The organism is Paractinoplanes lichenicola, from assembly GCF_016785085.1.
In the GTDB taxonomy this organism is placed as follows: domain Bacteria; phylum Actinomycetota; class Actinomycetes; order Mycobacteriales; family Micromonosporaceae; genus Actinoplanes; species Actinoplanes lichenicola.
The window spans coordinates 110,771-125,510 of record NZ_JAENHO010000017.1 but is presented as its reverse complement, the minus strand read 5'-3'; the positions used below and the strand labels follow the sequence as shown (position 1 = coordinate 125,510).

Annotated in this window: 10 protein-coding genes; 7 read left to right on the top strand and 3 right to left on the bottom strand. The window is 70.1% G+C overall.

Going from position 1 to position 14,740, the window contains the following annotated elements; translation table 11 throughout:
- Positions 1–26: 26 nt before the first annotated feature.
- On the bottom strand, positions 27–1,049 hold the full coding sequence (locus JKJ07_RS43270; protein ID WP_202997844.1) for a LacI family DNA-binding transcriptional regulator: 1,023 nt from the start codon (positions 1,047–1,049) through the stop codon (positions 27–29).
- Entirely contained in the window at positions 1,046–3,793 is a 2,748-nt protein-coding gene (locus JKJ07_RS43265; RefSeq protein WP_202997843.1) for a glycoside hydrolase family 3 protein, read from the bottom strand. The genes JKJ07_RS43270 and JKJ07_RS43265 overlap by 4 nt, the downstream gene beginning before the upstream one ends.
- 215 nt (positions 3,794–4,008) lie before the next feature.
- Here JKJ07_RS43265 and JKJ07_RS43260 point away from each other — a divergent pair, with 215 nt between their 5' ends.
- Positions 4,009–4,512 carry a hypothetical protein gene (locus tag JKJ07_RS43260; protein ID WP_202997842.1) on the top strand — a complete coding sequence of 168 codons (504 nt, stop codon included), beginning with the start codon at positions 4,009–4,011 and terminating at the stop codon, positions 4,510–4,512.
- A 726-nt stretch (positions 4,513–5,238) separates the two neighbouring features.
- Here JKJ07_RS43260 and JKJ07_RS43255 read toward each other — a convergent pair.
- Positions 5,239–6,477, bottom strand: coding sequence for an ROK family protein (locus JKJ07_RS43255; RefSeq protein ID WP_307834731.1), 1,239 nt, complete (start codon positions 6,475–6,477; stop codon positions 5,239–5,241).
- 115 nt (positions 6,478–6,592) lie between these two features.
- On the opposite strand from JKJ07_RS43255, the gene JKJ07_RS43250 reads away from it, so the two are divergent.
- The 6 genes from JKJ07_RS43250 to JKJ07_RS43225 all read left to right on the top strand — a co-directional run bounded on the left by JKJ07_RS43250 (position 6,593) and on the right by JKJ07_RS43225 (position 14,714).
- A complete protein-coding gene (locus tag JKJ07_RS43250; protein WP_202997840.1) occupies positions 6,593–8,269 on the top strand; it encodes a type 2 periplasmic-binding domain-containing protein in 1,677 nt (558 codons plus the stop codon).
- Positions 8,266–9,225, top strand: a complete 960-nt coding sequence (locus JKJ07_RS43245) for an ABC transporter permease (RefSeq protein ID WP_307834729.1) — start codon at positions 8,266–8,268, stop codon at positions 9,223–9,225. The genes JKJ07_RS43250 and JKJ07_RS43245 overlap by 4 nt, the downstream gene beginning before the upstream one ends.
- Positions 9,222–10,163 carry a carbohydrate ABC transporter permease gene (locus JKJ07_RS43240; RefSeq protein WP_202997839.1) on the top strand — a complete coding sequence of 314 codons (942 nt, stop codon included), beginning with the start codon at positions 9,222–9,224 and terminating at the stop codon, positions 10,161–10,163. Before JKJ07_RS43245 ends, JKJ07_RS43240 begins: the two co-directional genes overlap by 4 nt.
- Positions 10,160–11,785, top strand: coding sequence for a beta-galactosidase (locus JKJ07_RS43235; RefSeq protein ID WP_202997838.1), 1,626 nt, complete (start codon positions 10,160–10,162; stop codon positions 11,783–11,785). Before JKJ07_RS43240 ends, JKJ07_RS43235 begins: the two co-directional genes overlap by 4 nt.
- 229 nt (positions 11,786–12,014) lie before the next feature.
- Positions 12,015–14,228: a glycoside hydrolase family 95 protein gene (locus tag JKJ07_RS43230; RefSeq protein WP_236030979.1), complete on the top strand. Its 2,214-nt coding sequence runs from the start codon at positions 12,015–12,017 to the stop codon at positions 14,226–14,228.
- Positions 14,229–14,324: 96 nt separating this feature from the next.
- Positions 14,325–14,714 (top strand): hypothetical protein, encoded by a 390-nt coding sequence (locus JKJ07_RS43225; RefSeq protein ID WP_202997836.1) that lies wholly within the window; start codon positions 14,325–14,327, stop codon positions 14,712–14,714.
- The last annotated feature ends 26 nt before the right edge of the window (positions 14,715–14,740 follow it).

Sequence of the window (14,740 nt, the reverse complement as noted above, 5' to 3'; positions counted from 1 at the left end):
CCTTTCTCCTGCCGTGGAGGACACATTCAGAACTGGCGGACGGCACGGCCGGGCGGGTGACAGGACAGCCGCGTGGTCAGGGCCGGGGGCAGCAGGGTGGCCGCGGGAACGTCGTCGCCGTCGTGCCGCGCGAGCAGGCGCTCGACCGCCAGCCGGCCCAGCGCCGCCGCCGGCACCTGCACGTTCGTGACGTGCGGGGTGGCCGCCAGCGCGACGTCGTCGGGGCAGATGGCCAGCACCGACACGTCGCCGGGCACGCTGCGGCCCAGCGTCCGCAGCGCCGTCAGCACATGGTCGAGGGCGCTCTCGTTGTGCACGATCAGGGCGGTCGCGTCCCCGATCGGCTCCAGCGCGGCCATGGCGGCGGGGAAGAGCGGTTCCAGCGGTACGGCGTACGCCTCGACCCCGCACCGCGCGGCGGCCGCCCGTACGCCCTCGCGCGTGCGGCGGGCGAACCCGGTCCCACGGTCGTACACGGCCTGCGGCGCCCCGAGCAGCGCCACCCGCCGATGCCCGAGCGCGGCCAGATGCTCCACGCAGACCTCGCCCGCCCGGGTGAAGTCGAGGTCGACGCAGACCAGCCCGGCCGGGTCGGCGGGCAGCCCGATGAGCACGCTGGGCCGGCTCAGCTCGCGCAGGGCGGGCACGCGCTCGTCGTCGGTCTCGACGTCCATCAGGATCAGGCCGTCGACGAGCGCGCTGCCCGCCACGCGCCGCAGGCCCGCCGCCCCCTCGTCGGCGGTCACCAGCAGCACGTCGTAGTCGCAGGACCGGGCCGCGTCGACCACCGCCGCCGCGAACTGCATCACCACCGGCACGTTCATGCCCGCGCGCAGCGGCAGGGCGAGCGCGATGATGTTCGACCGGTTGCCGGCCAGCGCCCGCGCCCCCGCGTGCGGGTGGAAGCCGAGCACCCGCACGCTGGCCAGCACCTTCTCGCGGGTCACGGCCGAGATGGCCCGCTTGCCGCTGAGCACGTAGGAGACCGTGCTGGCCGAGACCCCCGCGTGCCGGGCGACGTCGGCGATCGTGACCGGGGGTGGCGTCACGAGCGGAACGTGATCGCGCTGATCCGGCTCCCGGTGTCCATGGCCAGGTAGAGGTCGTGCACGCCCTCGGTCTCGGGCACGGCGACCGACGATCCCGGGGTCACGAGGGCGAATTCCCCACCCGCGTACGGGTCGTCGAGGCGCAGCGTCACGGCCGGGCCGTCGCCGTCCACGGCCACTTCCCGTACGCCGGAAAGGTCGGTCCCGTTGAGGCAGCACCACGCGCCGTCCTCCGTCGCGCGCACGGCCTCACCCCGTACGGGATCGCCTGTCGCCACCAAAGTGATCCCGCTGTACTCGTCGTGGTCGCCGGCCCGGATCGTCCGGTCGGCGGCCTTCTGCGCCCCGACCCGGCTGCCTCGCACGGGCAGGGTGCCGGTGAGCCGGATGTCGCTGGCCGAGCGCCCGACCAGGATCTTGTGGCGCGCAGTCTCGACCACGAACCGGTTCGACGTCACGTCCCAGAAGGACAGGTCGGCCACGTCCAGCTCGAAGCTGACCAGCGAGGACTGGCCGGGCTCGAGCCGGATCTTGTCGAACGCCCGCAACCGGCGCAGCGGCTGCTTCACCCGCGACACCTGCTGATGCGTGTAGAGCTGCACGACCTCGGAACCGGCCCGCTTGCCGATGTTGGTGACCCAGGCCGTGACGGTGACCTTGTCGCCCACCGCGGCGGTCGTGTGCGAGATGTCGAGGTTGGAGTAGTCGAACGACGCGTACGAGAGGCCGTGCCCGAAGGGGTAGAGCGGCGTCCCGCGGTAGTACTGGTAGGTCGCGTCGTTGGTGATGATGTCGTAGTCGAGGATGTCGGGCAGCTCGCAGGCGCTGCGATACCACGTCTGGGTCAGCCGGCCGCCCGGGTCGGCCCGCCCGGTCAGCACGTCGGCCAGCGCGTGGCCGAGCTCCTGACCGCCGTGCGACATCCACAGCACGGCCGGCAGGTGCGTGTCGGCCCAGCCGATCGCGTACGGGTAACTCGAGATCAGCACGAGGCCGGTGTTCCGGTTGGCCGCGTACACCTCGCGCAGCAGCCTGTCCTGCGCCGGTGGCAGTTCGAGATCCGTACGGTCCTCGGTCTCGCGCCCGTTGACGAGCGGGTGATTGCCGGCCACCACGATCACGGCGTCGGCCGTCGCCGCCAGGTCGGCCGCGTCGCTCGCCCCGTCGACGATCGTCTCGAGGGTGAAACGGGCCGCGCGAGGGCCCAGGGTGAGCTGCGCGGTGACGGCGCCCCGGTCCGGGTTGCCGGGGGAGCTGTGGGTGCGCAGCGCGACCGAGCCGTCGGGGCGGCGCTCCAGCTTCCACATCTCGGTGACGACCCAGTCGCCGGGGCCGTCCGAGTCGGCGGCCAGCCTGTCGTTCTGCACGCGCAGGAACTTGCCGTTCAGCGTGGACCGCAGGGTGACGACGCCGTTGCCCCAGTCGAACAGGTCGAACGCGGCGGGCTCCGGGCTCAGCCGTACGCCGTGCTCGTCGGCGGCCAGATGGAGCGCTCCCAATTTGAGCACGACACGATCCACGCCCTCGCTGTGCAGCACCTCCGGCATGACCTCGGCCAGACCGGCGCGCGCGGTCACCGCGTACGGGAAGGAACCGCTGTACCAATCGGTGAACGCGCGATCGGCGTGTGAGCCGACCACCGCGACCCTCTTGTGGCGTGCGGGGTCGAGCGGGAGCAGGCAGCACTCCGACTTCAGCAGCGTGATCGACTCGCGGGCGGCCTCGCGGGCCAGCTCCTGATGCTTCTTCAGATCAACTGCGGTTTCCGCGTACGGGTTGTGCTCGCTCGGATCGAACTCGCCGAGCCGGACGCGGATCGTCAGCGCCCGCCGCACGGCCCGGTCGACGTCCTCCTCCTTGATCAGCTCGCGGCGCAGGGCCTCGGTGATCCGCTCGACCGTGACGTCGCTGCGCTTGTCGGCGTCGGTGAAGCTGTCGATGCCCGCGCGCAGGGCCGCGGCGTGGCTCTCGGCGTGATCGGGGAACCAGGCCTGCTGCGTCGGGTCGGCCAGGTTGCTCGGGGCGTAGGCGTCGGAGACCACGAAGATCTCGTCGCCGGTCCAGGTGCGTAGCTCGTCCTCGAGATAGGGGGAGACGTGCGCGGGACGGCCGTTGACCAGGTTGTACGACGCCATGACGGCCACCGCGGAGCCACGCTCGACGGCCGTGCGGTAGGCGGGGAGCTCGTATTCGCGCAGCACGCGGGGGCTGAGGTTGCTCGACGTGAGGCAGCGGTCGGTCTCGTTGTTGTAGCCGAGGAAGTGTTTGAGGGTGGGGGCGGTGCGCAGGACCCGGGGGTGGTCGCCGGCCAGGCCGCGGGCGTAGGCGTCGCCCATGAGCGCGGTGAGGAAAGGGTCCTCGGCGTAGCCCTCCTCGTTGCGGCCCCATCGCGGGTCGCGCAGCGGGTTGACGACCGGGGCCCAGACGTTGAGACCGGCCTTGCCCTGCTGGTGGGAGGCGCGCACTTCCGTGCCGGTCGCTTCGCCTACGCGGCGGACGAGGTCGAGGTCCCAGCTCGTGGCGAGGCCGATCGCCTGGGGGAAGACCGTGGCCTCGCCCAGCCAGGCCAGGCCGTGCAGGGCCTCCGTGCCGGTGGTGAAGGCGCCGATGCCGAGGCGGTCGATCGCGGGCTGATGCTGGTGCAGCATGGCCACCTTTTCGGGCAGCGTGAGCCGGGCGAGGAGGTCCTCGACGCGCTCGGCGAGCGGCGCGTCGTACCGGCGGAACAGCGGTTTCTCGCTCATGGGGTCACATCCGGTCATTCGTCGAAGCGCTTCAACGGGCGTCCCACAAGATCGGCTTCGATTGTCAGCCGACCGCCATTCGAAGCGCTTCGACACGGGGCGGCGAACATGTCGTCCGTGTTTCGGCGAATTGACGAACTGTCTACCCGAGCCGCGCCCGGCCCGTCAAGAGATCATCCTCGATCCTTGTTGCCGGTCCTCACTATGCTGCCGCCGTGATCACGACACGGCTGGCTGGTGCCGCGCTGTTGCTGCTGGGTGCCGGGAGCCTGGCCGGCTGCGGCGTGCTCGACTACGGCTGCAGCCAGCGCGACAGGAACTTCTCGGTGACGCTGGACGACTCCGCGATCCTCACCGTCCACCCCGCCCAGGCCCAGGAGATCAGCGCCGGCTCCGGCTGCGACGACGACGACGGTTTCGCCCACGCGGGCCGCGAGTTCCGCAGCACCCTGACCCGCGACGAGATCATCAAATTCCACCGCGACGCCGCCACCGCCGACGGCTGGCAGTGGCAGGGCGACGGCACCCCGATCCCGTCCGACGGCCTGGCCGTCAGCGCCGCCGCCACGTGCCTGACCAAGGAGATCGACGGCACCACGGTGTATCTGTCGGTCTGGTTCCCCAGCGACTTCAACGGCCTACCCGACCAGAAACCAGAACCCGAAGACGTCTACGGCCTCTCCCTAAGAGGCTCCCACGACGGCGCCGCCTGGTGCTGACCACCGACTAACACCCACCGCGGCCTTCTTCTCACCTGTCTCCACCCGCCGCCAACCCTTTCTCACCCGCCGTCCACCACCGCGGCCGGCCCCTTTTTCCGTGCCCTCCACTCGCCTCGGCTCTTCTCCTTTGCCTCCAGTCGAGTTCTCGTTGGTAAGTGAGTACTCACATCGGGGAGATGGGGATCGCACTCGTCCGGTAACGCATCGGGGGTGGGGTCGGGCTTCTGCCTGCGAGCGGGTCAACTTCCGGTAGGTAAGTGAGTACTCACATCGGGCAGTTTGTGGATGCCGCTCGCTCAGGCAACTCACGTCGGATCAGCCTTTCGGGTCGGTGACCTGGCGGGCGCGGCACTGGCGGGCGCAGGCAGCGAGCGCGACAGGGTCACATTGGTAAGTGAGGACTCACATCGCGAAGCCACGGCGTCGGCGGGACGACGGCAAACTAGGTTCCTAGGACGCTTTAGACGACGTGTGGGCGGGCGCGGCGTGGAGCAATCAGCGGCGACGTGTGGGCGGGCGCGGCGTGGAGCAATCAGCGGCAATGAGGGGCAACGCGGTGACTGCCGCCGCGACCGACGAAGAGGGCAAGCCAACGGTCGGTGCAGGTGGTCGTCCGGCGGGGTCAGCGGGAGAGCGATGCTGACTGCGGTGGAGGGTGAGTGCCCCCGCGACCGGCGCAGAGGACAGGTGGGCGGTCGGTGCGGGTTGGTCGTCCCGGCGGGGTCAGCGGGGGAGCGGGGCTGTCTGCGGCGGAGGCAGAACACCGGCGTCGATGGCGTCCAGTACGCGGGTGGCTCCGCCCGCGGCGGCGGCGCTCGAGTCGAGGGCTGAGGCGACCAGACGGGTGCCGCCGCAGTTGGCGGCGATCGAGCGGGATTCCAGTTCGGCCGTGGCCGGTGGGATGAGCCACGGTGACAGAACAGTGAAGTAGCCGCCGAGGGCCACGCAAGCCGGGTTTATCAGGTTCGTCAGCAGCGATATTGCGTGGCCCAGGTGGCGGCCCACGTCGGTGAGGGCGGTCAGCACCTGGGGGTCCTCGGCCTTGGCCAGGCGATGGATCTCGTCGACGTGGGGGCCGAACTCCGACGGGGACAGGGCGGTTTCGATGCCGACATCCGGCAGCGCGGCCCGGATCAGGGCGCCCAGGCCGGCGTACGCCTCCAGGCAGCCCCGCCGCCCGCAGGTGCACAGCGGGCCGGCGGGGTCGAGGGGCAGGTGGCCGAACTCGCCGGCGAAACCGCGGGCGCCGCGCAGGGGACGGCCGTCGCAGATGATGCCCGCGCCCAGGCTGGCGCCGCCGGTCAGGTAGACCAGGTCCGGGGTGAAGGACAGGCGTTGTTCGGCCAGGACGGCCAGGTTGGCGTCGTTTTCGACCAGCAGGGGGTAGGCCGGTTCACCCAGGGCCGCGGTCAGGGATTTGCGCAGGTCGACCTGGTGCCAGCCCAGGCCCGCGGCCAGTTCGACGACCCCGTCCGCGTCGACCAGGCCGGGGACGGCGACGGTCAGGCCGAGCACCTGGCGGCCTTCGCGTTCCATCTTTGACACCGCGCGGCGGGCCAGGGCGGCCAGGGAGGCGATGGCTTGGCCGGGCTGGCCGGGGGTGCCGGTGAAGGCGCGGCGCCACGAGAGCAGACGCTCGCCGGCCAGGTCGAGGGCGACCGCGGTCAGGTAGTCCGTGTTGATTTCGAGGCCGACCGCCGCGTACGGGGAGCCGTCGAGGACCAGCATCATGGCCGGGCGGCCGATCCGGTTTTCGGTCATGCCGACCTCGCGCACGAGGCGCCGCTCGATCAGGTCGGTCACCAGCGACGACACGGTGGCCTTGTTGAGGCCGGTCGTGGCCGCGATGTCGGCTCGTGAGCAGGGCGCATGCGTGCGGACGTGGCGCAGCACCACGGCGAGATTCGTCGCGCGGACATCGGCGAAGTCGGCCGGCTGCGGACCGCTGTCCCTAGTGATCACCAACGCCCCCAACCCACCCCCGCAGACTACGGCACCGGCCGGACCCGGGGCTTGTGGCCCCGCACTTAGTTCGTTTACCGTCCCAACTAAAGATTGCCACAGATGGAGCGGGACAGTGAATAATTTCGATAGACGGCGATTCCTCGGGCTGGCCGGTCTCGGTGCCCTCTCGGTGGCGAGCGGCGGTCTGCTCTCCGCCTGCGGCGACGCCAAGACGTCGAGCGGCCCCGGCACGACCACGCAGGATCAACTGCAGAAACTGCTGCCCGCGTACGTTCCCAGCGAGCTCGTGAAGGCCGACATCCCGAGCGTGATGGGCGCGAACGGGTTCTTCAGCAGCCCGGCGTTCCTCAAGTACCCCGACAACCCGGTGGCCACGACCTCCGGCGTACCGGGGAAGGGTGGCTCTTATACGACGATGACGCCGCTGTGGGGGGCCATCCCGTCGGCTAGCGGCAACTCGTACTACGACGCCGTCAACAAGGCCATCGGCGCAAACCTGAAGCTGCAGCCGGCCGACGGCAGCAACTACGACAAGGTGCTGCCGACGCTGTTCGCCGGGGACAAGCTGCCCGACTGGGTGCAGATCCCGAGCTGGAACATGGGCAACCTCGGCTTCGCGGACGCGGTCAACAAGTTCGCCGACCTGGGGCCGTACCTGGCCGGCGACGCGATCAAGGCGTACCCGAATCTGGCCGCCATTCCGACCAGCGCCTGGCAGTGCTGCATCTGGAACGGCAAGCTGTTCGGCCTGCCCGTCTACTACAGCGGCGCGACGATCGCGGGCACGATCTTCCACCGCAAGGACATCCTGGCCAAGGAGGGCATCAACCCCGACGACATCAAGACCCCGGAGGACCTGGCCGAGCTGGGCAAGCAGCTGACCAGCGCCGCGGCCGGGCGGTGGGCGTTCGACGACATCTTCGACGCGATCGGGCAGATCTACAAGTTCCCGGTCGATCCCAACCGGTGGGTCATCGACGACGCCGGCAAGATCATTCACCGGTACGAGACCCCGGGCATCATCGAGGCCCTGAACTGGTATCAGGCGCAGGCCAAGGCCGGTCACGTGCACCCGGACGCGCTGGCCGACAAGAGAGAGGACGCCAAGCAGCGGTTCTGGAGCGGCAAGGTCGCGATCACCGGCGACGGGCCGGGCGCGTGGAAGGGCGACGACGCCAAGAGCGGCAAGGCGGCCAACCCCTCGTACGACCGGCAGGCCTTCAAGCTGCTGTCGACCGACGGCAAGCCGCAGATCTGGATGAACCCCAGCGCCGGCATGTACAGCTTCCTCAACGCCAAGCTGAGCGGCGACCAGATCAAGGAGTGCCTGGCCATCGCGAACTACCTGGCCGCGCCGTACGGGTCGAAGGAATATCTGACCGTCAACTTCGGGGTCGAGGGCACCGACTACACGATGGTCGACGGCAACCCGGTGCTGACCGAGCGCGGCAGCAAGGAGGTCGCGACGACGTATCAGTTCCTGGTCACCCCGATCAGCCCGACCACCGTCATCGCCGGGCAGACCCAGGTGGTCAAGGACTACGCCGCGTGGGAGGCCGACATGGTCAAGTACGCGGCCAAGCCCGCCTTCTACGGCATGAACGTCACCGAGCCGGCCCAGTACGCGAACATCAACCAGCCGATGGTCGACCTGGTCAAGGACATCCGGTACGGCCGCAAGCCGGTCTCGGCGTTCCAGGAGGGGCTCAAGACCTGGAGGGCCCAGGGCGGCGACCAGCTCCGCGCCTTCTACGAGGACATCCGCAGCAAGTACGGCACGGGCCAGTGACCGCTCTTCACGACGCGCCACCGGCTTCTCTTCGCGCCCCGGAGGAGAAGCCGGTCAAGAAGAACCGGTTCCGCCGCGACCGCAGCCTGCTGCTCATGGTGGTCCCGGCGGTTGTGCTGCTGCTCGTCTTCAACTACGCGCCCATGTTCGGCACGGCGACGGCGTTCCAGCGTTACAGCATCTACGCCGGGTTCTGGCACAGCCCGTGGACCGGGCTCGAGACGTTCCGGCAGCTGTTCGCCGATCCGCTGTTCTGGAGCGCGCTCGGCAACACGCTCATGCTCAGCCTCGTCCAGCTGGTGCTGTTCTTCCCGGTGCCGATCGCGCTGGCCATGCTGCTGCATTCGATCATGAGCAACAAGATCCGTACGATCGTGCAGTCGGTCGTGTATCTCCCGCACTTCTTCTCGTGGGTGCTGGCCGTGACGATCTTCCAGCAGATGCTCGGCGGGGCCGGGGCGCTCAACCAGTTCCTGCGCCAGAACGGCATCGGCACCTGGGACGTGATGACCGACCCGGACACGTTCGCGCTGCTCGTGACCTCCCAGGTGATCTGGAAGGAGGCCGGCTGGGGCATCATCGTGTTCCTGGCCGCGCTGGCCGCCATCGACACCCAGCTCTACGAGGCGGCCGCCGCCGACGGGGCCGGCCGCTGGCGGCGCATGTGGCACATCACGCTGCCCGGCATCCGCGGCGTCATCGTGCTCATGCTCGTGCTGCGCCTGGGCAACGTGCTCACCGTCGGGTTCGAGCAGATGCTCATCCAGCGCGGCGCCGTCGGGCGGGACGCGGCCGAGGTGCTCGACACGTACGCGTACTTCTACGGCGTCGTGAACGCGAACTTCAGCCTGGGCGCCGCCGCGACCCTGTTCAAGGGCGTGCTGTCGCTGCTCTTCCTGCTGGCCGCCAACAAGATCGCGCACCTGTTGGGCGAGGACGGACTGTATCGGCGATGACTGTCGTGACCCCCCTGGCGGACCCCAGCCGCCGCAACCGCAACCGGCCCAACTGGGAGGAGCCGCCGACCGCGGCCGGGCAGACCGGCAAGGGCGTCGTGCTCGCGATCGTCGTGGCCGTCGTCCTCATCCCGCTCTGGATGGTAGTGCTGACCAGCCTGTCCACCCAGACCGCGGTCAACAAGGCCGGCGGCATGGTGCTCGTGCCCGACGGGCTCACCCTGGCCGCGTACAAGCAGATCTTCACCAACCAGCTCGTGATGCATTCGCTGCTGGTGAGCCTCGGCATCACGATCGTCGGCACGGTCATCTCGATGGTGGTGACGATCCTGTGCGCGTACGGGTTGTCCCGGCACGGCTCGTACGGGCATCGGCTGATCCTGATGGTCCTGGTGATCACCATGTTCTTCAGCGGCGGCCTGATCCCGACGTTCCTGGTCGTCTCGGCGCTCGGCGGCTACGACAGCTACTGGTCGATGATCCTGCCCACCGCCGTCAGCGTCTTCAACATCCTGGTCGTACGGGCGTTCTTCTCGGCCACGTCGCAGGAGCTGATCGACGCGGCCGCCATCGACGGGGCCGGCCACTGGCGTACGTTGTGGTCGGTCGTGCTGCCGACCTCGCGCGCGGTCACCGCCGTGGTCGCGCTGTTCTACGCCGTCGGCTACTGGAACACGTTCTTCAACGCGTTGCTGTTCCTGCCCGACAACCAGAAGTGGCCGCTGCAGATGGTCATCTACACGTACACGCTGCAGGGCAACGCGATGCCGGGCAGCGGGCAGAACACGACGGGCCAGTATTTCGGCACCCAGGAGATCACGCCGCTGGCGATCCAGATGGCCGTGGTGACGTTGACGCTGGTGCCGATCCTGCTCGTCTATCCGTTCGTGCAGCGGCACTTCACCAAGGGCGTGCTGCTCGGGGCGATCAAGGGATGATCTTCTTCGGCGGGGACTACAACCCGGAGCAGTGGCCGCCGCCGGTGTGGCGGGAGGACGTCGCGCTGATGCGGTCGGCGGGGGTGAACCTCGTGACCGTCGGCGTGTTCTCGTGGTCGCGGTTGCAACCGTCCCCGGGCGATTTCGACTTCGGCTGGCTCGACGAGGTGCTGGATCTGTTGCACGACAACGGGATCGGGGTGTGCCTGGCCACGCCGACCGCGTCGCCGCCGCCGTGGTTCACGCGGGCGCATCCCGACGCCATGCCGGTGACTCGGGACGGGGTGCGGCTCACGCACGGCTCGCGCGACACGTACTGCGTCAACGCGCCCGCCTATCAGGAGGCCTCGCAACGGATCGCGGGTGCGCTGGCCGAGCGCTACGGCGGGCATCCGGCGCTGCGGTTGTGGCACGTGCACAACGAATACGGCACGACCTGCTACTGCGACCATTGCGCGCTCGGCTTCCGGCGGTGGCTTTCCCGGACGTACGGGGAAACCGGCGTCTTGAACGAGGTGTGGAGCGCGGACTTCTGGTCGCAGCGGTACGGCGGCTTCGACGAGGTGCTGCCGCCGCGCGCGACCCAATATCTGAGCAACCCCGCCCACGTGCTGGACTATCGCCGGTTCGTGTCGGACGCGATGCTCGCGCACTACGTGGCCCAGCGCGACCTGCTGCGGCCGTCGGGTGTGCCGGTGACGACGAACTTCGTGCTGGGCGGCTGGGTGCCGGTCGATCATGCCCGCTGGGCGCGCGAGGTCGACGTGGTGGCCGTCGACGACTACCCGGCCTCGCTGGACGATCACCTGTCGGAGCGGGCGTTCGTGGCTGACCTGGCCCGGGGCTGGGCGGGCGGCGAGCCGTGGATTCTCATGGAGCATGCGCCCGGCGCGGTCCGGGAGGCCGACGGTGTCACCCGGGTCATGCCGCCAGGGCAGGCGAGCGCGGCGGCCTCGGCCTACCTTGACGGTGGGGCCAGCGGGGTCATGTATTTCCAGTGGCGGGCCGGGCGGGGCGGGGCCGAGCAGTGGCATCCGGCGATGGTGCCGCTGCTGTCCGAGCTGGCCCCGATCGGCGAGGCGCTTTCCACCCGTACGCCGGTGCGGGTCGACGCCACGCGCGCGCTGATCTATGACGAGCAGTCGATGTGGGCCTGGCAGTCTCCGCATCTGCCGACGCCGTTCGTGGACTACACCGGCACCGCGCGGCGCTGGCATCGCGCGATGGGGTCGCCGGTCGACGTCGTGCCGGTCGGGGCTTCGCTGGACGCGTACACGCTGGTGGTGGCGCCCTTGCTGCATCTCGTGTCGGGGGCGGAGCACAAGGCGCTGCGGTCGTACGTCTCGGACGGCGGGACGCTGGTCCTGACCTACGGGAGCGGGCTGACCGACGAGCACTGCCGGATGACGCCGGGGGCGTTCGACGACCTCGCGGGCGTACGGGTGGTGCGTCATCGGCCGGGGGAGCGTGGCGTGTGGCTGGACGAGATCGAGCCGGTGAACGCGGCCGTGGTGCTGAGCGCTGAGGGGCGTCCGCTGGTGACCGAGCATCGCTACGGACGGGGACTGGTGCGCTATGTAGCGGCCGATCTCGAGGACCTCACCCGCTGGGCAAGATCATGAGCTACACAACTCCTACTGATAACCCGCCCGCCTTGGGGGACCCCCACCCTAAAGGCCCTGGCAAATCAACGGCCCTAGTTTTCCACATTGCTCTCGGTGACCGGGGCGGTTGTCCACAGGCGGGTGCCGCGGTTGCTTTCGCTGACCGGGGCGGTTGTCCACAGGCGCGTGTCGCGTTTGCTTTCGCTGACCGGGGCGGTTGTTCACAGGCGGGTGTCGCGTGGCCGAGATGATGGCGGACGCGTGCACGACCCTGCGGTATCGCACCCCCGCGGCCGAGTGGACCGACGCGCTGCCCCTGGGCAACGGGCGGTTCGGGGCGATGTGCTTCGGCGGGGTGGGGGAGGACCGCTTCCAGCTCAACGAGAACACGTGCTGGAGCGGGACGCCCGACAGCGCGTACGGAAAACGCCGGGTCACCGACGGGCCGCGGCTGCTCGAAGCGGCCCGGGCGGCGCTGGACCGGGGGGACGTGCGGGCGGCCGAGGAGTGCCTGCGCGGGCTGCAGGGCGGCAACAGCCAGGCGTTCCAGCCGCTGGCCGACCTGTGGATCACCCAGCCGGTCGACGAGGCACCGACGGTTTATCAACGGCATCTGGACATGCGCTCGGCGGTGGCGTCGCATACGTTCAGCGGGCCGGGCGGGCGGGTCAGCCAGGAGGCGTGGATCGGGCCGCAGGCCCTGGTGATCCGGCGGCGGCTGCAGAACCCGTCCCGGCTGCGGGTACGCCTCACGTCACCCCATCCGACGGCGTCCGTGGGTGGGCCGGGGCTGATCATGACCGTACGGATGCCCTCGGACGTGCCCGCGGGATCGGACCAGGTCGCGTACGGGCCGGGCTCGGTCACCGCCATGGTCGGGCTGCGCGTGCTCGGCGCGGAACAAGTAGATGGGGACGAGTTGGTCGTCGACGCCAGGGACGAAATGGTCCTAGTCCTCGCGGCGGTCACCGACTACGTGGACCCGTTCACGCCACCGCACGGGCCGATCGCGGAGCAGTTGCGCGCGCGCCTCGACGACGTGACGGCGGTGCTGCGGCAGAAGGACGGCTACACCACCCTGCGGGCCGCGCACGAGCGGGAGCATCGGCGGTTGTTCGCGCGCTCCGGCGTACGGCTGGGACCGCCGGAGGCCGTGGCCCGGCTCGACACCGCCGACCGCCTGCGCGCGCATGCCGCCGGCGACCCGGACCCCGCCCTGGCCGCCCTGCAGTTCCAGTACGGCCGCTACCTGCTGATCGCCTCGTCGCGTCCGGGTGGGCTGCCCGCCGGTCTGCAGGGCCTCTGGAACGACATGGTCCGGCCGCCCTGGAACGCCAACTACACCACCAACATCAACCTCGAGATGAACTACTGGCCGGCCCTGGTCACCAACCTGGCCGAGTGCCACCGGCCGCTGCTCGATTGGCTGACCCATGCCTCCGTACGGGGTGAGGAGACCGCCCGCACCCTGTACGGCCTGCCGGGCTGGACGCTGCACCACAACTCCGACGCCTGGTGCTTCGCGCAGCCGGCCGGGGTCGGCCAGGACGAGGCCCGCTGGTCGTTCTGGCCCCTCGCGGCGGCGTGGCTGGTCCGGCACGCGCGCGAGCACCACGACTACACCGGTGACGCGTCCTATCTGCCGCTGCTGGACGGCGCGGCCGAGTTCTGCCGGGCCTGGCTGCGGGAGATGCCGGACGGCACCCTGGGCACCTCGCCGTCGACCTCGCCCGAGAACGAATACCTGGCGCCGGACGGCCGGCCCACCGGCGTAGGTGTCTCCTCGACCGCCGACCTGGTGCTGATCCGGGCGCTGCTGCCCGACCTTCCCGTCCCGGGCGAGCGGGTCGGCGCCGACGGCCGGCTCGCCGAGTGGTCGGCCGACGTCACCGACGCCGAACCCGGGCACCGGCACACCTCGCACCTGGTCGGGCTCTTCCCGGGCTGCTCGATCGACCCCGACGACACCCCGGACCTGGCCGCCGCGGCCCGCCGTACGCTCGACGCCCGCGGCCTCGAGTCGACCGGCTGGGCCCTCGCGTGGCGGATCGCCCTGCGGGCCCGGCTGCGCGACGCCGACGACGCGTTCGCCGCGGTGCAACGGTTCCTGCGCCCGGCCGGGACCAGCGCGGGCGTCTATCAAAATCTGTTCTGCGCCCACCCGCCGTTCCAGATCGACGGCAATCTCGGATTCACGGCCGGCGTCGCCGAGATGCTTCTGCAATCGCACCGCGACGAGATTCACCTGCTGCCGTGCCTACCCACCGAATGGACCGAGGGCGCCTTCGCCGGTCTGCGCGCCCGCGGCGGTGTCACCGTCGACGCTACGTGGTCGAAGGGCGTGCCGACCGAGGTGTGCCTGGTCAGCGACCGGGATCAGGCAGTGTCGGTGCGTTTCGGCGAGCGCCGCACCGAGGTGAAACTGCGGGCCGGCACCCCGCACCGGTTCCAGCCGGACTAATTAGTCCGATCGGCCAGAAACGGCGTGGAGATCGTTCGCGGGCCGGATACCCCGATACCGTCCGCGGGTTCGGTCCGCTCTATTCGAGGCAAATGCGTGACACATTCAGACTTACCCGCGATCGAGATCACCTTCTCGTCGGACGAGTCCCCCGAGACCGTCGAGCGCAACACCCGCGTCGTCAAGCGCGACTTGCGTGACCGCATTTCTGCGCACGGGGGCCGGGTCGTCGCCACCCCGCAGCCGGGCCCGCCGGCCCCGCGGTCGGCCGGCGTCGCCACGATCGGGTCGGTGCTGGCCTCCGTGCCCGTCGCCGTGCAGGCCGTGGCCGAGATGGTCAAGGTGCTCAACGCCTGGGTCGCCGGCCGGGCCGAGCGCCGGGTCTGCCTGAGCCTGCCCGACGGCACCTCGCTCGACATGGTCGACGGCACCGCAACGAGCGAGGCCGCCCTGGTCACGACCGTCTTCGAGCGCCTGTCGGCGTAGGGCGGGATCGACAAGCGGGCCGTGGG

Coding starts and splice junctions, on each gene's coding strand:
- JKJ07_RS43230 (WP_236030979.1), top strand. CDS start 12,015: ATGATGGCGGACGCGTGCACGACCCTGCGGTATCGCACCCCCGCGGCC.
- JKJ07_RS43235 (WP_202997838.1), top strand. CDS start 10,160: ATGATCTTCTTCGGCGGGGACTACAACCCGGAGCAGTGGCCGCCGCCG.
- JKJ07_RS43240 (WP_202997839.1), top strand. CDS start 9,222: ATGACTGTCGTGACCCCCCTGGCGGACCCCAGCCGCCGCAACCGCAAC.
- JKJ07_RS43265 (WP_202997843.1), bottom strand. CDS start 3,793: ATGAGCGAGAAACCGCTGTTCCGCCGGTACGACGCGCCGCTCGCCGAG.